At 34.4% G+C, this 18,833-nt stretch carries 16 protein-coding genes and 1 tRNA gene; 3 read left to right on the top strand and 14 right to left on the bottom strand.

Annotated elements, in window-relative coordinates; translation table 11 throughout:
* Positions 1 to 252: 252 nt before the first annotated feature.
* The 3 genes from DFQ06_RS17205 to rpe all read left to right on the top strand — a co-directional run bounded on the left by DFQ06_RS17205 (position 253) and on the right by rpe (position 2,406).
* The gene (locus tag DFQ06_RS17205) at positions 253 to 1,116 is read left to right on the top strand and encodes a sigma-70 family RNA polymerase sigma factor (protein ID WP_042497104.1); all 864 of its coding nucleotides are present in this window, start codon (positions 253 to 255) and stop codon (positions 1,114 to 1,116) included.
* A gap of 176 nt (positions 1,117 to 1,292) precedes the next feature.
* Complete coding sequence (locus DFQ06_RS17200; RefSeq protein WP_052415295.1) at positions 1,293 to 1,700, top strand: BLUF domain-containing protein; 408 nt, start codon at positions 1,293 to 1,295, stop codon at positions 1,698 to 1,700.
* Between the two features lie 43 nt (positions 1,701 to 1,743).
* Positions 1,744 to 2,406, top strand: a complete 663-nt coding sequence (gene rpe / locus DFQ06_RS17195; protein ID WP_133969087.1) for a ribulose-phosphate 3-epimerase — start codon at positions 1,744 to 1,746, stop codon at positions 2,404 to 2,406.
* Here rpe and DFQ06_RS17190 read toward each other — a convergent pair.
* The 14 genes from DFQ06_RS17190 to DFQ06_RS17125 form a co-directional block, all read right to left on the bottom strand.
* Positions 2,403 to 2,822, bottom strand: a complete 420-nt coding sequence (locus tag DFQ06_RS17190; protein ID WP_042497101.1) for a CBS domain-containing protein — start codon at positions 2,820 to 2,822, stop codon at positions 2,403 to 2,405. The genes rpe and DFQ06_RS17190 overlap by 4 nt on opposite strands.
* A 190-nt stretch (positions 2,823 to 3,012) precedes the next feature.
* Positions 3,013 to 3,882: a zinc-dependent peptidase gene (locus tag DFQ06_RS17185; RefSeq protein WP_074940659.1), complete on the bottom strand. Its 870-nt coding sequence runs from the start codon at positions 3,880 to 3,882 to the stop codon at positions 3,013 to 3,015.
* Positions 3,883 to 4,145: 263 nt separating this feature from the next.
* A tRNA-Arg gene (locus DFQ06_RS17180) sits at positions 4,146 to 4,219 on the bottom strand.
* Positions 4,220 to 4,256: 37 nt separating this feature from the next.
* A complete protein-coding gene (locus DFQ06_RS17175) occupies positions 4,257 to 4,706 on the bottom strand; it encodes a GatB/YqeY domain-containing protein (RefSeq protein ID WP_042497092.1) in 450 nt (149 codons plus the stop codon).
* 162 nt (positions 4,707 to 4,868) lie between these two features.
* Entirely contained in the window at positions 4,869 to 6,881 is a 2,013-nt protein-coding gene (gene ftsZ / locus DFQ06_RS17170) for a cell division protein FtsZ (RefSeq protein WP_074938914.1), read from the bottom strand.
* Between the two features lie 66 nt (positions 6,882 to 6,947).
* Positions 6,948 to 8,282, bottom strand: coding sequence for a cell division protein FtsA (gene ftsA / locus DFQ06_RS17165; RefSeq protein ID WP_133969086.1), 1,335 nt, complete (start codon positions 8,280 to 8,282; stop codon positions 6,948 to 6,950).
* Between the two features lie 3 nt (positions 8,283 to 8,285).
* Positions 8,286 to 9,005: a cell division protein FtsQ/DivIB gene (locus tag DFQ06_RS17160; RefSeq protein ID WP_133969084.1), complete on the bottom strand. Its 720-nt coding sequence runs from the start codon at positions 9,003 to 9,005 to the stop codon at positions 8,286 to 8,288.
* Positions 8,995 to 10,347 (bottom strand): UDP-N-acetylmuramate--L-alanine ligase, encoded by a 1,353-nt coding sequence (murC, locus tag DFQ06_RS17155; protein ID WP_133969082.1) that lies wholly within the window; start codon positions 10,345 to 10,347, stop codon positions 8,995 to 8,997. The genes DFQ06_RS17160 and murC overlap by 11 nt, the downstream gene beginning before the upstream one ends.
* Positions 10,348 to 11,442: an undecaprenyldiphospho-muramoylpentapeptide beta-N-acetylglucosaminyltransferase gene (murG, locus tag DFQ06_RS17150; RefSeq protein WP_133969080.1), complete on the bottom strand. Its 1,095-nt coding sequence runs from the start codon at positions 11,440 to 11,442 to the stop codon at positions 10,348 to 10,350.
* A gap of 57 nt (positions 11,443 to 11,499) precedes the next feature.
* Complete coding sequence (locus DFQ06_RS17145) at positions 11,500 to 12,693, bottom strand: FtsW/RodA/SpoVE family cell cycle protein (protein WP_042504236.1); 1,194 nt, start codon at positions 12,691 to 12,693, stop codon at positions 11,500 to 11,502.
* Positions 12,694 to 12,752: 59 nt separating this feature from the next.
* Entirely contained in the window at positions 12,753 to 14,093 is a 1,341-nt protein-coding gene (gene murD, locus DFQ06_RS17140; RefSeq protein ID WP_074938903.1) for a UDP-N-acetylmuramoyl-L-alanine--D-glutamate ligase, read from the bottom strand.
* 49 nt (positions 14,094 to 14,142) lie between these two features.
* A complete protein-coding gene (gene mraY, locus DFQ06_RS17135; RefSeq protein WP_042504241.1) occupies positions 14,143 to 15,384 on the bottom strand; it encodes a phospho-N-acetylmuramoyl-pentapeptide-transferase in 1,242 nt (413 codons plus the stop codon).
* Between the two features lie 16 nt (positions 15,385 to 15,400).
* The gene (locus DFQ06_RS17130) at positions 15,401 to 16,864 is read right to left on the bottom strand and encodes a UDP-N-acetylmuramoyl-L-alanyl-D-glutamate--2,6-diaminopimelate ligase (protein WP_133969078.1); all 1,464 of its coding nucleotides are present in this window, start codon (positions 16,862 to 16,864) and stop codon (positions 15,401 to 15,403) included.
* The gene (locus tag DFQ06_RS17125) at positions 16,861 to 18,819 is read right to left on the bottom strand and encodes a penicillin-binding protein (RefSeq protein WP_133969111.1); all 1,959 of its coding nucleotides are present in this window, start codon (positions 18,817 to 18,819) and stop codon (positions 16,861 to 16,863) included. The genes DFQ06_RS17130 and DFQ06_RS17125 overlap by 4 nt, the downstream gene beginning before the upstream one ends.
* Positions 18,820 to 18,833 lie beyond the last annotated feature (14 nt).

Below are 18,833 nucleotides of genomic sequence, written 5' to 3'. Positions count from 1 at the left end.
CCTACACTTTGACTAAACACACGTATTGTGCCATTAAATAACACTTAGTTATTATTGATTTTTTTAATTCAGGTTTTAATCAATTCCAATGGTTTAAAATTATTCTGACTAAATATTGTGACTTTTTACATCTTTTAGAGTCTAAATAATAGACGCCCTAAAAAATAGTTTAAAAGTTTTGTAACATTTATTGATATATAAACGTATAACTATTGAATACCTTAACAAAGAACCTAAACAACATACTTTATAATGAGACAACTTAAAATTACCAAGCAGGTTACCAATAGAGAGACCGCATCGCTGGATAAATATCTTCAAGAAATTGGAAAGGTTGATTTAATTACTGCAGACGAAGAGGTTGAATTAGCACAACGCATTAAAGCGGGAGATCAAGTCGCTTTAGAGAAGTTAACAAAAGCTAATTTACGTTTCGTTGTATCGGTTGCTAAACAATACCAAAACCAAGGACTTACATTACCAGATTTAATTAACGAAGGTAATTTAGGTTTAATTAAAGCCGCACAACGTTTTGATGAAACGCGTGGTTTTAAATTTATCTCTTATGCTGTATGGTGGATTCGTCAATCTATTCTTCAAGCATTAGCAGAGCAATCTCGTATTGTGCGTTTACCTTTGAATAAAATTGGTTCTATTAACAAGATTAATAAAACATTTGCCTTTTTAGAGCAAAGTCATGAACGTCCACCTTCTGCTGAAGAAATTGCAAAAGAATTGGATATGACGATTAACGATGTTAAGGAGTCTATGAAAAACTCTGGACGTCACGTAAGTATGGATGCACCTTTAGTTGAAGGTGAAGATTCTAACTTATATGATGTATTAAACTCAGGAGAGTCTCCAAATCCAGATCGTGAATTATTACACGAATCTTTACGTACAGAAATTGAGCGTGCTTTAGAAACATTAACACCTCGTGAAGCAGATGTTATTCGTTTATACTTTGGTTTAGGAAACCAACACCCAATGACCTTAGAAGAAATTGGAGAAACTTTCGATCTAACACGTGAGCGTGTACGTCAAATTAAAGAAAAAGCTATTCGTAGATTAAAACATACGTCTAGAAGTAAAATATTAAAAACATATTTAGGTTAGTAATTATATATTATTACGACTAAATTACAATTACAAACAGTTACAAAAATAACTGTTCGTTTTTTGATTGATGAAAGAACCCACGGCTGATTACCGTGGGTTTATTCATTTTAAACCTTTCTATCTTTTTATCCGTAAGCCTTTTAACTAAAACTTAATAATCTTATATTTGGCAAATGTTAAAAACCATTTGCTACACAAGTACTGTAAAACCCTCACTTAGTCTTTTAGAGTTTGAAGCTTTATTCAACGAAACTCAAACCAGAAACGATAGAAATAACATTACAGGCGTTTTGGTAAAGAAAGACAATCTGTTTTTTCAAATAATAGAAGGGCATCCCGAAGTTATTGACTCGCTTTTTGTACAAATAAAAAAGGATTCTAGACACTCTAAGATTTCTGAACTATTAAACGCCTCCATTTCTGAGCTCAGTTTTAAGGCCTTCGATACCGGATACACAGTTATCGAAGATATAGACACGCTGTATGGTTTACAACTTTATGTAGCAGCCTTAGAGCAAAATAATATTGAAAACAGCAGCCTCTTCTTGCAAATTATTGAAGACCTATTAACGGTCAACTAATAAAAATCCTTAGCTTTGCGGAAATAACACAAAACGAACACGAATGTCTTCTAAATTAATTGCTCCTTCAATGCTTGCTGCCGATTTCGGTAACTTACAACGCGATACAGAAATGGTTAATAACAGTGATGCCGATTGGTTTCACATTGATGTTATGGATGGTCATTTTGTACCAAACATTTCATACGGAATGCCAGTAATTGCAGCTATTAAAAAGCATGCTACAAAGCCTTTAGATGTACATTTAATGATTGAAAAGCCGGAACGTTATATTGAAGAATTTGCTAAAGTTGGTGCAGATATAATTACAGTACACCACGAATCTACAGTGCACTTACACCGTACGCTTACTCAAATTGAAGACGCAGGCTGTAAGGCTGGTGTTGTTTTAAACTTAACAACACCTATTTCTGTGCTAGAAGATATTTTACCAAAATGCTATATGGTTTTACTAATGTCTATAAACCCTGGTTTTGGAGGGCAAAAGTTTGAAGACATGACATACAATCGGGTAAAAAAACTTCGTAAAATGATTACTGAACAAGGTTTAAATACCCGAATTGAAATTGATGGTGGTGTTACCGATAAAAATATTCAAAAATTAGTTGAAGCTGGCGCTGATGTATTTGTAGCTGGAAGTCACGTTTTTAAAAGTGATAACCAAGTAGAAACCATTAAGCAATTAAAGGCCTTAGCTAATTCTTAAAATTCTCTAATAAAATAGTTTAATAAATCGGTTGTGGTAACAATGCCCACTAAGTCACCTTTGTCGACTACTGGTAGCGCATGAAATTCTCTATTTGCTAAAATTAAAGCAACATCTTTAATGCTAGTTTCCGGAGCTACCGTTACTACATTTTTTACCATAACCTGTTCTATTGTAAAACTATTAAGCACAACAGAATCTAAACCAACATTATCATTTCCTGCAACTTCAGGGATGCTAATACGCATTAAATCGGTATAACTAAGCATACCTATAATGCATTCTCCTGCAACTACGGGAATGTGTTTAATTCTATGTCTATTAAATAGCATTTCTGCTCGTTTTAAATCGTCTGAACGGGTTAAACCTATAATTGTTTTGGTCATTATAGAAGAAACTGGAATGTGCTCTCTCATGGCTTTCTGTTTTAATTACTAGAGTAAATTTACAGAACAACATGTGTTTATTTTATGACATTTATCACTTATGGTAAAGGAGTTATTCCGAAGGGAAAAATAAATGCTTTATCAATACAACCATTCATCCTTATTCTACCTAATACCGGCGTACAAATATCTTTTTTAAATTAAATATTATAAGCGAATATTAGTAGCTGGGAAAATTAAAATTCAGCATTTGCCGAACCTTATAATAAACTACCGGAAATTGCTTTCTAAATGCCAGAGGCGTTTCAATAAAGGTTTCTAAAATAACGGCAAGCAGCTCAAAATCGTTTGTAAAAGCGTAGTCTCTTAGATATTCTGAAGTTATTAATCTATTTTTTAAAAATTCATCCTCAGCTATCAAGCTTCTTAACTCATTAAAAGTATCAATAAATATAATAGAATTGATATCCTCTTGATAAATACTATTAAAGTGAATGGCGTGAGCAAATTCGTGAATTCCTAAATTTAATTTATCATCTTCAATACGGTAACCATCAATAAAACTATCCCATGATAAAACTAATGTTTTAAGCCTTGTATTAAACTCCCCTTTGTGATACTGCTTATTTAATTGAGAATAATATTGGGTTGGGTAGATAATTATATGTTCAACAGCCTCAATCATAAAATCTCTAAAACCAAAGGTTAACATCACAGCTGTAGCTGAAACTAAAACCTGCACTTGTTCGGAAATTAAAAAACCTTCTTTTCCAATGAATTGCTTTTTATCTATAAATGATGCTACACGATGCCTGAAATACAACTTGTTTTTTTCATCGAGCCTTTTATAAAAAGTGAATTGTTCTTCTAAAATTCGAATTTGCTCAGGTTTCATTTTTTTTATAAAAACATATAAATGAATAAAGGCAGGACGCTTAGTAAAGAACGTATACATCATCTCCAAACCATCAACGATGGACATAACAACACGTTTTATAAACACGAAAACCATAAAAATCACGACACCAACCAGAATAGTAACAACTATAGTCCCGATGTAGTACTTATCATTTTGAGTTAAAAAGATCATTTGAAAGCTAAAGGTTAAAATTAGATAGTAAGGGCTGTGTAATATAGCATTTTTAAATAATCTAAAAACACTTACGATAGTTGTTTGCACATACATTTTGAATTCCTTTCTTCAATGCGCTTATTATCGATAATAACCGTTTATTTAAAAGTATATAAATTCACTTTTTTCATTCCTAAAAAACAAAAAATTAATAAAGAAGAAACTTCATCCACAAAAAAAAAGCTCTTTAAACTAAATGTTTAAAGAGCTTTTAAAGGCTGTGACCGCGAAGGGATTCGAACCCCCAACCCTCAGAGCCGAAATCTGATATTCTATCCAGTTGAACTACGCAGCCTTATTTCCGCGCAAGCGAAAAAATTTTTATATTTTTTTTAAGACAATTTTGCTTTTACTATATTAGAAATGGTTTTACCATCTGCTTTCCCAGCAAGTTCACTACTTACCATACCCATAACCTTACCCATATCTTTCATACCTTGCGCTCCTACTTTTTCAATAGTTGCAACAACTACTTTTTCAATTTCCTCATCAGATAATGCTTCTGGTAAAAACTGAGAAATAACCTCTGCTTCTGCTAATTCTGGAGCAGCTAAATCTTCTCTACCTTGTTCTAAATAAATAGCAGCACTATCACGACGCTGTTTTACTTGCTTCTGAAGTATTTTAAGCTCTTGATCTTCCGTTAACTCTTCTTTTGCACCACTTTCTGTCTGAGCTAATAAAATAGCCGATTTAACAGCGCGTAAAGCTGTAAGAGCAGTTTGATCTTTTGATTTCATTGCGGTTTTAAGCGCCGTCATTATGTCTTGTTGTAGAGCCATTTTTTCAATTTATTTAATATGCGAAGATAAAAAAAACTTAGTATTAAAATACCCGAATCCCGATTAGTTTTAATAGTAAACCCTATAATAAGCACAATAAAAAACCCGAAAAGTATGGTTAACTTTCCGGGCTTATAATTTAGTTAAGTTTAGTGATATGCACTAATCTACATTATCGTGAAGAAACGAGTTATTTCTTCTTACTTGTAAATCATCATTATCATCTAAACCAATACTTGTTCTTGAAAAATCGTTATCAGATGAATGTTTAGAATCTTCTAAATTTACACCTTGACGTTTGTAAGCAGGCACTTTTTCTATGTCGTCAATTTTTGCATTATTGAATTTATAGTTGAAGTCCTTCATTTTACGACGACGTTCAGCCGCACGTTCTTTCAGTAATTCTGAAATTGGCGTATTCATCGGGTCAATATCCTCTTCTTCGTCGGGAAGGCTATGCTTAACAACTTCTTCTTTTTGAACCACTTTTCTTTCGAAAACGATATCTTCTTCTATTTCTTCTACAATCTCCTGACTTGAAGTTTGTTTTTTGTTAGATGAAGATTCTACCTCAGAAAAATCATCTAACGTATATCTAATATCACCATTTTCATTTGGCTTTGCAGCAGATACTTCTACGTGATCGTTAACAGCGATGTCTTTAATATCATCATCGTCTAAACTAAACGTTACTTTTTTCTCTACAACTTCTTCCTTTTTCGGTTCCTTTTTAGTCTCGTTACTAATTGGTAAATCGAAGGTTAAAGTAATTTGTTTTTCTTCTTCAAATTCGTCTGCTAATACTTCAATCTCGTTGTAGTCTTCATCTTGATTGTTAACAGAATTTATAATGAAATCGTCTTCATCTTCAACATTAACACGAACTTCATCATAAACAACATTCATGTTTTTTAAAATTTCTGAGGTAGGAATTAAATTAATATTTTGTGGCGGCGATGATAATTTATCCTTTCTTATCACGCTTTTTTCCAAAAAAGTGAATTCCTCCTCTTCATCTAAATCCAACGTATGTTTTACAACTTTAGGCTCTTCTTTTTTCTCTACTACAACTGGTGGAGCAATCACTTCAGGCGCAACTTCTTCTTTAACCGCTTTAGCTTCTACTTCTTTCTCTTCACTTAAAGAATGAATTACTTTTTTAGTTTCAGTATTAGAAATTTCGTCTTGTTGTTCAATATTAAAACCCGTTGCTATAATAGTTACAGCAATAGATTCGTCTAAAGATTCATCTTCACCAACCCCCATAATGATGTTAGCACCATGGCCAGCTTCATTTTGGATATGATCGTTAATCTCACCTATTTCATCAATAGTAATTTCTTGTACACCAGAAACAATTAAAAGCAGTACATTTTTAGCTCCTGTAATTTTATTATCGTTTAATAATGGTGAATCTAAAGCCTTGCGGATAGCATCTTGCGCACGGTTTTGACCCGACGCTAATGCAGACCCCATAATAGCTGTTCCACTATTACTTAATACGGTTTTAGCATCACGTAAATCGATGTTTTGTGTATAGTGGTGTGTAATAACTTCGGCTATACCACGAGCAGCGGTAGATAACACTTCATCTGCTTTCGAGAACCCTGCTTTAAAGCCAAGATTTCCGTAAACTTCACGAAGTTTATTGTTGTTAATTACAATTAATGAATCGACCATACCACGCAATTTCTCAATACCTTTTTGAGATTGTTCGATACGCATTTTTCCTTCAAACTGAAATGGCATTGTAACTATACCAACAGTTAAAATATCCATATCTTTAGCCATTTTAGCAATAATTGGTGCTGCACCAGTACCTGTACCACCACCCATTCCGGCTGTAATGAATACCATTTTAGTATTAGAATCTAACATTTGAGAGATGTCTTCAAAACTTTCTACTGCCGATTGCTCTCCGATATCAGGATTTGCTCCTGCACCAAGACCTTCGGTTAAGTTTAGACCTAATTGTATTTTGTTTGGCACACCACTGTTTTGCAAGGCTTGTGCATCGGTATTACATACGTAAAAATCGACACCTTTTATACCTTGTTGGAACATGTGATTGATAGCGTTACTACCGCCACCACCAACGCCAATAACTTTAATAACATTTGATTGATTTTTAGGTAAATCAAATGCGATGTTTTCGAATTCTTTGTTGCTGCTCATAAACTCTGTTTTACTGGGGTTTTGTACTAAATATTTTTTATTCAATGGATTTCTTAATCTATACTTTTACTCTGCGTTATCTAGAAAATCTTTAACGCGATCGGTTAATTTATCAAGAAAAGAACGTCTTTCTCTAACCGGTTCTGTTTTAATTTCTTCTTCTACGTCTTCGGTAGGATGTTCTACTTCTTCCTCTTCAACGACAGCTTCTTCTTCTACCTGCTGTTCTATTTTTTTACGTTCTTGACGCTTTAAGCCATCTAAAACCAAGCCTACTGCTGTTGCAAAAAGCGGACTAGTAACATCTTCATTACTATCGCCTGCTAAATGCTCGTTAGGATACCCTATACGTGTATCCATACCTGTAATATACTCTACCAACTGCTTTAAGTGTTTTAACTGGCTTCCTCCTCCTGTTAACACAATACCTGCAATTAGATTTTTCTTTTGCTCTTCGTGACCGTAATTTTTAATTTCGACATAAACCTGCTCTATAATTTCGACAACACGAGCGTGAATAATTTTTGAGAGATTTTTTAATGTAATTTCCTTTGGTTCACGACCGCGTAAACCAGGAATAGATACAATTTCGTTATCCTTATTCTCGCCTGGCCATGCTGAACCAAACTTTATTTTTAATAATTCGGCTTGTTTTTCAATAATTGAACAACCTTCTTTTATATCTTCAGTAATAACATTTCCTCCAAAAGGAATAACTGCGGTATGGCGAATAATACCATCTCTAAAAATAGCTAAATCGGTTGTACCACCACCTATATCAATTAAAGCAACACCAGCTTCTTTTTCTTCTTGACTTAAAACGGCATTAGCTGAAGCTAAAGGTTCTAAAGTGATACCTTCTAAATTTAAATCGGCACTTTGTATACAACGACCAACATTACGAATAGATGATACCTGCCCAACAACTACATGGAAATTAGCTTCCAAACGACCACCGTACATCCCGATAGGCTCTTTTATTTCGGCCTGACCATCTACCTTATATTCTTGAGGCAAGACATGGATAATTTCTTCACCAGGTAACATAACTAACTTATGCACTTGGTTTATTAAACGATCTATATCCTCATCGTCAATAACACGATCTGAGTGTGGTCTGGTTATATAATCACTATGTTGTAGGCTACGGATATGCTGTCCTGCAATACCAACCGTTACACCGTCAATTTTTAATTCGGCAGCCGCTTCTGCTTCTTGAACTGCTTGCTGAATAGATTGAATGGTTTGTGTAATATTATTTACTACACCACGGTGCACGCCTAAACTTTTAGACTTACCTATGCCTAAAATTTCAAGTTTGCCGTATTCATTTTTACGACCAATCATAGCCACAATTTTTGTGGTTCCTATATCTAATCCTACTGATATGTTATGCTCCATGGCTTATATTTTGGTACATACTACTTGGTTATCGAATTGCAAATTTACTTTGCTATAATTATCTAGCGTCTTTTCTTTGATGTTTTTTTGATAAAATGCCTTCAAATTATTAATTTTTTTGTCTAATAAGTTTAAATCACCCAATTGCACTAAAAACTTACACTGTCTTAATTTTAAAAACAGCTTATTATTAGCATTTTGATGAATTTCTATAACGTTCATTTTTAAAAACTCGTCTTCTCTAATTTTTGTTGCTATTTTAAAGATATTTTCTAAGTTATTCTTCTCAACATAACCCGTAACAAGCGGTACTCTAGCCGAATAATTACTAGATAAAGGCATATAAAAGCCTCGATCGTCGATATAATAAGACGCATTTGTACTAACTCTTGCTATTGGTGTTTTTTGTTTTATTTCCGCGTTAAGCGTTCCGTTTACTGCAACATACACTTCGGCACTCTTAATCATGGGGTTCGATTTGAGTACATTTTCCAACTTATTCAAATCTAAAGTTTCTTTGACAACGTTTTGAGTACCACCGTAATTTTGTGTTAACAACTTACTAACAGTCTCATTAGTAACAAATAAGTTATCTTCTCCCGTAAATTTTATAGCAGGCTCTGTAATCAATCTAGCATTATTTCTTCCCGATGCAAAAGCAAATAGAAAAACCACCAAGCAGAACAAAGCTACCATTTTTATGTAATTCCAATTAACTTTCAAAACTCAACTCTTTTTTAATATGTTTTACTTGTTCTCCAATATCTCCAGCTCCTATAGTTAAAATAACTTGAGCTTCACTTTTTTTAATTTCAGCTAGCAGGTTTGCTTTACTCACCAACTGCTTTTTATCACTTTTAACCTTACTCAACAACCATTCCGATGTTACACCTTCCATTGGTAATTCTCGTGCAGGATAAATATCTAAAAGCATCAACTCATCGAACTGAGATAAACTTTGAGCAAAATCGTCAATAAAATCTTTAGTCCTGCTGAATAGATGCGGCTGAAAAATAGCCAACACGCTTTTACCTGGATACATTTCGCGAACCGCTTGATGCACAGCATTAATTTCTGCTGGATGATGCGCATAATCATCGATATACACCAAACTATCCGTTTTAATTTGATAAGTAAACCTACGCTTAACACCTTTGTAAGATGCTAACGCTTTGGCGAGCTGTTGGTACGGGCAACCATATTCTACAGCCATCGCCAAAGCCAATAATGCATTAGACAAATTATGTCTTCCTGGTAGGTTAAACTCCAAATTTTCTAGCACTGTAGTTGGTGTTTTTACATCAAAAACATACGCGCCATTTATTATTTTTATATTTTGAACAGCATAATCAGAATTATCCTCAATACCGTATGTAATTCCTTTTAAAGGCAATCCGTTTTTAACAAACAGTTTTCCGTTGGGTTTTAATCGTTTTGTAAAATCTTCAAAAGTCTTTTTTAATTCTGAAGCATCACCATAAATATCCAAGTGATCGGCATCTATAGATGTTATCCCTGCGAAATCCGGAGACAAGGTCATAAACGAACGATCGAACTCATCGGCTTCTACAACAGAAACCCCTGTTCCTTTTAAAATTAAATTAGAGTTATAGTTTTCACTTATACCTCCTAAAAAAGCAGTAAGTTCAACATGGCACTCATGCATTAAATGCCCAAGAATACTTGTTGTTGTGGTTTTTCCGTGAGTTCCAGCAACGGCTAAACAAACTGTGTTTTCTGTAATTAAGCCTAAAATTTCAGAACGTTTTAATACGTTGAAATTATTCGATTTAAAATAATTTAATTCCGAATGATTTTTCGGCACTGCTGGTGTATAAACCACCAATGTGTTTTCTAAATTTAAAAAAGCCGAATCAATCTGCTTTACATCATCATCAAAATGGACTTGCATACCTAACTCTACCAAAGTATCAGTAATTGCAGTTTGAGTTTTATCATAACCCGCCACAAGCTTATTATTCGCATTAAAATAGCGTGCTATAGCACTCATGCCAATACCACCAATACCAATAAAATAGATGTTATGTATATTATTTAAATTCATTTATTTCTTTAGAAGTTTTTCAACCTCATTTACTATATCTTTTGTTGCATTTACTAATGCCAATTCTTTTATGTTTCGTCCTAATTCTGCTTGACGATCGGGTGCTGCAATAAGTTGCGAGAACTTATTTTGAAAATCGGTATCCAAATCTTCCTCTTTAATAATCATGGCCGCATCTTTATCTACGACAGCCATAGCGTTTTTGGTCTGATGATCTTCAGCAACATTTGGCGATGGAATAAAAATCACTGGTTTTCCAACAATACAAAGTTCCGAAACAGAACTCGCTCCCGCTCTCGAAATCACCACATCTGCAGCAGCATAGGCTAAATCCATGTTGTTTAAAAACTCATGAACTTGCACATTTTTTATATTACCATAAATTTTATATTGTTGGTAATATAATTTACCGCATTGCCAAATAATTTGGACATTCTGTGTGTCGAGAAAATCTAATTTCTTCTCGATTAATTGATTAATGCGTCTCGCACCTAAACTACCACCAATAACCAAAAGAGTTACTTTACCCGGTTTTAAATCGAAATGCTTTATCGCCTCTTCTCTTTTGGTATCAATATCTAACAAACCTTGGCGCACCGGATTGCCAGTTTTTATAATTTTATCTTGAGGAAAAAATCGTTCTAAATTATCATAGGCTACACATATTTTTTTAGCTTTTTTAGCTAAAAATTTATTTGTAATTCCTGGATACGAATTTTGTTCCTGAATTAAAGTAGGCACTCCTTTAGAGTTTGCAATTTGCAATAATGGTCCGCTTGCAAATCCGCCCGTTCCAATAGCCACATCGGGTTTAAAACGCCTAACAATTGTATTAGCTTTCCACAAACTACTAATTAACTTAAACGGAAACATTAAATTCTTAAAGGTTAGCTTACGCTGAATACCCGAAATCCATAGTCCTTTAATATCAAAACCGGCTTGTGGTACCTTTTCCATTTCCATACGATCGCTTGCACCAACAAACAAAAATTGAGCATCAGGATAACGCAACTTTAATTCGTTTGCAATAGCGATAGCCGGATAAATATGTCCGCCTGTTCCACCTCCCGATAATATAATTTTATATGGTTTCATTCCTTTTTAAACTTTTCCCCGTAAAGGGAAAATTTCTTTTCTTTTTTAATTCAATATTTATATAGCCTCCGAAAGAATCTCTAACGGATTATCTTCATTTATTTCTTTTTCCTTCATTTCTTCACGCTTAGCACTTACGCTAAGTATAATACCTATAGCTAAACAGGTCATCCAAATAGATGTTCCACCACTACTAACTAATGGTAACGTTTGCCCCGTTACAGGAAATAGCTCTACAGCAACAGCCATATTTATTAAAGCTTGAAAAACAATAGGCAACCCAACGCCTAACACCAATAATTTCCCGAAAATAGTATCCGATTTTTGAGAAACAATTACCACTCTAAACAATAACCACATGTATAAAATCATGATTGAAAAACCTCCAATTAAACCGTATTCTTCAATAATTATAGCAAAAATAAAATCGGAAGACGATTGAGGCAAAGCATGTTTCTGAATACTCTTACCTGGTCCAACACCAGTAATTCCTCCAGAGGCAATAGCTATTTTCGCTTTTTCTATTTGATAATCGGCATCAGTATCTTCACTATCAGAATAATTCTTAATTCTATTCTCCCAAGTTGTTACTTTAACATTTAAAGGTCCTGTTGTTAATTTAGCTACCATAATAAAGAGTATTAAAGCAACTAAGCCTGAACCCAAGATAATAGCCATATAACGCACAGGATAACCTCCTAAAAACACCAAAATCATTACCATTAAAAACATAATAGCAGCCGTAGAAAAGTTAGATGGTAAAATTAAAGCCAGCACAATAAATACAGGTGCCCAAAGCGGCAAAATAGAAGCCTTGAATGTTATGACTTCATCTTTTACTTTCGACATATATCGTGCCACATAAACCATTAAAACCACAAAGGCCAAAGTAGATGTCTGGAAAGACAAACCTACAACCGGTATTTTAATCCATCGACTCGCACTTGCACCACCCATTACCGTGCCTTGAGCCATGGTAATTAATAACAAAACCCCAACCACAGGTAGCATCACTAATGACAGCCCCTTAAAATAACGGTACGGAATTTTGTGCACTCCATACATAATTGCAAACCCTAAAACCAAATGCATAAAGTGTTTTACGAACGAAATAAATGTATTTCCATCGTATTTACTATATGCCAAATCGCTCGCCGCACTGTACACAGGCAGAAAGGACAATATAGCTAGTAGCGCTACAATGGCCCAAATTAATCGATCTCCCTTTATATTTTTAAATAGCGTTTGCATTTACTTTTTTTCTTATCTCGCTTTTCTATTATTCCGCTTATTATGCAGCATTAAGTGTTTTATAAATTTCTAACCGCGTTTTTAAACTGACGACCTCTATCTTCATAATTTTCAAATAAATCGAAGCTTGCACAAGCCGGAGACAACAATACGTTATCGCCAGATTCAGCTAATTTATAAGCAATTTTTACTGCTTCACTCATAAACTGAGTTTCAACAATAACATCCACCATATTTCCAAAAGTGCTCATTAAAGTCTCGTTTTCTGCACCTAAACAAATAATAGCTTTCACTTTTTCGTTTACAAACTGAAACAACTCTTGGTAATTATTACCCTTATCTACACCTCCAACAATCCAAACTGTTGGTGCACTCATACTCTCTAAAGCAAAATATGTAGCATTTACATTGGTTGCCTTAGAATCGTTGATATACTGTACTTTATTTATTTTTAAAACTTGCTCTAATCTATGTTCTACACCCTGAAAGTTTTCTAAACTCTCACGAATGGTTTGTTTTCTAATTTTTAGTAAATGCGCAACAGTAGAAGCCGCCATAGCGTTCTTTACGTTGTGTTTTCCTTCTAATGCTATTTTGTTTGTTGGCATAATTATTTGGGTGTTATCTATTGTTATTTTAATGTTATTTTCTTTGTCTAAATACGCGCCATTCTCTATTGTTTTCACTAATGAAAACGGCAATAATGTTGATTGAACCGGATTTTTTTTTAAATAATCTACAATCACCTCATCATCGGCATCATAAATTAAATAATCGTCCTTACTCTGGTTTTTGGCAATTCGAAATTTAGATGCGATATAATTTTCAAATTTATAATCGTATCGATCTAAATGATCTGGAGTAATATTTGTTATTACAGCTATTTTAGGTTTAAAGTCGATAATATCATCCAACTGAAAACTACTAATTTCTAGCACGTAATTATCAAAATCTTCTTCTAGAACTTGCTTAGCAAAACTATCGCCAATATTACCAGCCAACCCCACATTCAATTCTTCTTTTAAAATGTGATGCGCCAGTGTTGCCGTTGTTGTTTTACCATTACTTCCCGTAATACCAATAATTGTTGCATTGGTATATTGGGCTGCAAATTCAATTTCCGAAACCACCTTAATTCCCTTTTCACGAATTTGTTTTACCAAAGGCGCTTTATCAGGAATACCAGGACTTTTCATGACGATGTTAGCATTCAGAATTTTTTCTTCAGAATGATTCTCATCTTCCCATTCAATATCATTTTGTACAAGAACTTGTTTATAATTTTCTTTTATTTTTCCCTTATCGGAAACAAAAACGTCGAAGCCTTTAGTTTTAGCCAAAAGCGCAGTTCCTACACCACTTTCTCCTCCTCCTAATATGACTAGTCTTTGTTCTGCCATTTCTTTATCATTTTATATAATCTACGCTTTCGCGGAAACCATACATTTACTATCTAATTTTTAATGTTACAATTGAAAGAATAGCTAGCAAAATACCAACAATCCAGAATCGTGTTACAATTTTACTTTCGTGATATCCCGATTTTTGATAATGATGATGCAATGGCGACATTTTGAAAATGCGTCGGCCTTCACCATATTTCTTCTTTGTATACTTAAACCAACTTACCTGCATTACTACCGATAAGTTTTCAGCTAAAAAGATTCCGCAAAGCACCGGTATTAACCATTCTTTACGCACCGCAATAGCAATTACAGCAATAATACCTCCAATAGTTAAACTACCTGTATCTCCCATAAAAACCTGTGCCGGATAGGTATTATACCAAAGAAAACCAATTAGCGCACCTACAAAGGCAGCGATATAAATTGTAATTTCTTCAACACGTGGGATATACATAATATTGAGATATTCTGAGAAAATAATATTACCAGAAACCCAAGCAAAAATCCCCAATGTAAGCACAATAATAGCCGATGTTCCTGCCGCGAGACCATCGATTCCATCGGTTAAATTAGCACCGTTTGAAACTGCGGCTATTATAAAAATGGTAACTAGAATAAAAATAATCCAAGCGTACTTTTCTAAATCTGGACTAATCCATGTGATTAACTTTGCATATTCAATTTCGTTTCCTTTTACAAAAGGAATGGTTGTTTTAGTCGATTTCATTTCGGCCGCGAACAACTTCGACGGCGCTATATCCGGATTTTCTACCAATAATGCTCGTTGTTGCTCTATTGGCAATTTTTCCTTCATAGTAACATCTTGATGAAAAAACAATGTGCTACCCACTATAATCCCTAAGCCAACTTGTCCTAAAATTTTAAAACGCCCTTTTAAACCGTCTTTATCATTTTTAAACTTCTTTAAATAATCGTCTATAAAACCAATAATCCCCATCCAAATAGTGGTTACTATTAATAAAATGATGTAAATATTTGAAAGCTTTGCTAATAACAACACAGGGATCAACGTTGCTAAAATGATAATAATTCCACCCATTGTAGGTGTACCGGCTTTTTCCTTTTGACCCTCTAAACCTAAATCGCGAATGGTTTCTCCCATTTGCTTTCTAGATAAAAAGCTAATTATTTTTTTACCGTAAATTGTTGAAAAAAGCAAAGCAAAAATCATAGCCAATGCTGCTCTAAAGGTTAAAAACCCAAAGAGTGATGCCCCAGGAAACTGGAACTGTTTTTCTAAATATTCGAATAAGTAATACAGCATTCTTTCTCTATTTTAATTACTTCTGTAATTGCTTTAATATCTCTTGCACGGTTTCATAATCATCAAAATGAAAACGTTCTCCTTTAATTTCCTGATAATCTTCATGCCCCTTTCCTGCGATTAAAATAATATCGTTAGGTTGCGCCATTTGGCAAGCCGCTTTAATGGCTTGTTTTCTATCTGAAATTGTTAGGGCCTTTTTAAAATTTTGAGGTTCTACCCCTTTTTCTATATCGTCTAAAATGGCTTGTGGCTCTTCACTTCGCGGATTATCACTCGTAAAAATCACCTTTGTGCTTAACGCCGTAGCGATATGCCCCATTTTTGGACGCTTTGTTTTATCACGATCTCCACCACAACCAACAACGGTAATGAGCTCTTCATTTTTAGTACGAATACTATTTATAGTTTCCAATACATTTTTCAATGCATCAGGTGTGTGTGCATAATCAACAATCGCTGTTATTTTTTCATCTGAAATTAAATACTGAAATCGTCCGCTCACGCTTTCCAAATCACTAATTAAACGAAGGATTTCTACTTTTTCGAGCCCTAACAATTCCGCTGTAGCATAAATAGCTAATACATTATAAGCATTAAAATTCCCGATTAACCGTGTCCAAACCTCACTATCATTCACCTTAAGCAATAAACCGCTTAATCTGTTTTCTAAAATTTGTGCTTTATAATCAGCATAGCCTTTTAAGGCGTATGTCTGTTTTTTAGCTTTTGTATTCTGAAGCATAATTGCTCCATTTTTATCATCGGTATTCACTAACGCAAAAGCTGTTGATGGTAGACCGTCGAAAAAACGTTTTTTAACATCGCGATACTCTGCAAAAGTGTTATGATAATCTAAATGATCGTGCGATAAATTGGTGAATATCCCGCCTTCAAAATGCAACCCTTCCGTTCTAAATTGATGAATACCATGTGAGCTAACTTCCATAAAACAAAACTCGACACCTGCCGCATTCATTTCCTTTAAATACTTATTAATAGTTAAAGAATCTGGCGTGGTATGTGTGGCTTTATACTCCACAGTATCTACCATTATTTTTACTGTTGAAAGTAACCCGACTTTAAACCCAGCATTTTTAAACAACTGAAACAACAAACTAGCAACTGTTGTTTTTCCGTTAGTACCAGTAACACCAACAAGTTTCAAATTCTCGGATGGCACACCATAAAAATTAGATGCCATAATAGCCATAGCTTTACTAGAATTATCAACTTCTACATAAGTTATACCATCAACAACATCTTCCGGAGTCGCTTCACAAACTATTGCAGTCGCACCATTTTTAATAGCCACATCTATATAATTATGTCCATCCACAACACTGCCACGGATAGCCACAAACACATCACCTTTAACAATGTTGCGCGAATCGAAATGAATGTTGTTTACATCCATGCTCGTGTTTCCAACAACAGCATTTAAAGTAACCTTATACAATATGTCTTTTAATACACTCATGATGCTTTTAATGTAACCGTTTGATTGTTTTTTAACTTGGTACTCTTATTTATTGATTGTTCTTTCACAACGCCGTTTCCGTTAAGTTTCACCTTAACCTTCACATCCATATTTTCTAAAAGAGCTAATGCGTCCATAGCAGGCAAGCCTACAACATTCGGCATAATGGTTTTGTATGTTTTTGTAGTTTCGTAAAACTTATTATACTCATCTTCTACAGAAGCAACTTTTACATCTAAAGAATTTACTTCATCTATTAAAGGCGTGTCTGTAAATATTTTTTGCGCAATACGTTTAAAAACCGGCCCTGTAACATCGGCCCCGTAATACCCTTTTTTTGTACTTGGTTTATGAATCACGACAATGCAAGAATATTTTGGGTTTTCCGCTGGAAAATAACCTGCAAAAGACGAAATATATCTTTTATTATTTTTCCAATCAGCCATCCAATACTCTGTTTGCGCCGTTCCCGTTTTCCCTGCCATTGAGAAATTTGGAGAATACAACTTGCTTGCTGTACCTCTCACCACTATGTTTTTTAATATCTCTCTAATTTCACCTAAAGTCTTATCAGAACAAATCTTTTTATTAATTACTTCCTTCTCAAAAACCTCAATTTCTTCATCAAACTCCTTAACTGCTTTTATAAATCTTGGCTTTACCATTTCACCATCATTAGCAATTGCATTATAAAAAGCAAGTGTTTGCAACGGCGTTAAACTTAAGTTATAACCATAAGCCATAGATGGCAAAGCATTTCTACTCCATTTTTTATCACCTGGCTCTGGAATATCAGGATCCCCCTCACCTTTAATTGAAACACCCAAAGGCTTATCAAGATTCCAATCCTTAATATGATCTATAAATTTCTTAGGATTTTTAGAATAATTCTCATCGATAATTGTAGCTAAACCAATATTTGAAGACACCTCTAAAGCTCTTGCTGCCGAAATTTTACCGAAACCACCATGATGAGAATCATAAATTGTTCTTCCGTAAAAACGCTTAGATCCTTTTCTAGTATCTACAACCGTTGCCGTATCAATCACCTTATCTTCTAGAGCAGCCATAAGCGCCATAACTTTAAAAGTAGACCCCGGCTCGTGCGACTCCCAAACGGCATAATTTCGTTTTTCGTAATATTCGCCACTCTTGGTTTTTGCTAAATTCGAAATAGCTTTTATTTCGCCAGTTTTAACATCCATAACTACCACACAACCATGCTCAGCCTCGTAATACTCTAACTGCCCCAATAGTGAGTGATGCGCGATATCTTGAATATTTACATCAATAGTCGTATAAACATCATAACCATCTTTTGGCTCCACTTGATTATAATCGGTAAGTGGTTTCCATTTGTTTTTTCCTATTTTTTGTTTTAAACGCTTACCATCGGTACCTCGTAAATATTTTACTCCAAAAGCACCATCGATTCCGGCACGCGTTACATTTCCTTCGTCATCAAATCGCTCGTAACCAATAGAACGTTGAGCAATAGCACCCATTGGAAATTCACGCTTTGTTTTCTGACTTACAATAAGCCCCCCCGGAATTGCGCCTAATTTTAAAAGCGGAAACCCTCTAAAACGCACATAATCGGTATAATTAATGTTTTTTGCTAATAGCAAATATTGATTTTTATTCGCACGTGCTTTTCTAATAGACTTCTCGTAATATGATGATGATTTTCCTGAATATTTAGAAAGCGAATCGGACAACGGCCCAACAAATTCTTCGAACTTTTTAGTTGGCGACACTACTGCATCTATAGCAATATTGTACTTCGGGATCGATGTTGCCAACAAACCACCATTATCAGAATACACGTTGCCACGATTTGCAGGAATAGTAATATTTTGAACATCGCGTTTTTCAACTAGCGCTCTATATTTATCACCTTGCAAATACTGAATACTGAACAATTTAAACAGCACAGCAAGCCCGAACACAAACATGCATCCCGCTACAA

The sequence above is a fragment of the Algibacter lectus genome (assembly GCF_004368925.1).
GTDB lineage: Bacteria > Bacteroidota > Bacteroidia > Flavobacteriales > Flavobacteriaceae > Algibacter > Algibacter lectus.
The sequence above is the reverse complement of the archived record's forward strand: the minus strand, read 5'-3'. Positions and strand labels throughout refer to the sequence as shown.

Excerpts from the sequence above, each read along its gene's own strand:
- DFQ06_RS17125 (WP_133969111.1), bottom strand. The coding sequence starts at position 18,819 with ATGTTTGTGTTCGGGCTTGCTGTGCTGTTTAAATTGTTCAGTATTCAG.
- murC (WP_133969082.1), bottom strand. The coding sequence starts at position 10,347 with ATGAATTTAAATAATATACATAACATCTATTTTATTGGTATTGGTGGT.
- murD (WP_074938903.1), bottom strand. The coding sequence starts at position 14,093 with ATGGCAGAACAAAGACTAGTCATATTAGGAGGAGGAGAAAGTGGTGTA.
- DFQ06_RS17145 (WP_042504236.1), bottom strand. The coding sequence starts at position 12,693 with ATGCAAACGCTATTTAAAAATATAAAGGGAGATCGATTAATTTGGGCC.
- ftsA (WP_133969086.1), bottom strand. The coding sequence starts at position 8,282 with ATGGAGCATAACATATCAGTAGGATTAGATATAGGAACCACAAAAATT.
- murG (WP_133969080.1), bottom strand. The coding sequence starts at position 11,442 with ATGAAACCATATAAAATTATATTATCGGGAGGTGGAACAGGCGGACAT.
- DFQ06_RS17185 (WP_074940659.1), bottom strand. The coding sequence starts at position 3,882 with ATGATCTTTTTAACTCAAAATGATAAGTACTACATCGGGACTATAGTT.
- mraY (WP_042504241.1), bottom strand. The coding sequence starts at position 15,384 with ATGCTGTATTACTTATTCGAATATTTAGAAAAACAGTTCCAGTTTCCT.
- rpe (WP_133969087.1), top strand. The coding sequence starts at position 1,744 with ATGTCTTCTAAATTAATTGCTCCTTCAATGCTTGCTGCCGATTTCGGT.
- DFQ06_RS17130 (WP_133969078.1), bottom strand. The coding sequence starts at position 16,864 with ATGAGTGTATTAAAAGACATATTGTATAAGGTTACTTTAAATGCTGTT.
- DFQ06_RS17200 (WP_052415295.1), top strand. The coding sequence starts at position 1,293 with ATGTTAAAAACCATTTGCTACACAAGTACTGTAAAACCCTCACTTAGT.
- DFQ06_RS17190 (WP_042497101.1), bottom strand. The coding sequence starts at position 2,822 with ATGAGAGAGCACATTCCAGTTTCTTCTATAATGACCAAAACAATTATA.
- ftsZ (WP_074938914.1), bottom strand. The coding sequence starts at position 6,881 with ATGAGCAGCAACAAAGAATTCGAAAACATCGCATTTGATTTACCTAAA.
- DFQ06_RS17205 (WP_042497104.1), top strand. The coding sequence starts at position 253 with ATGAGACAACTTAAAATTACCAAGCAGGTTACCAATAGAGAGACCGCA.
- DFQ06_RS17175 (WP_042497092.1), bottom strand. The coding sequence starts at position 4,706 with ATGGCTCTACAACAAGACATAATGACGGCGCTTAAAACCGCAATGAAA.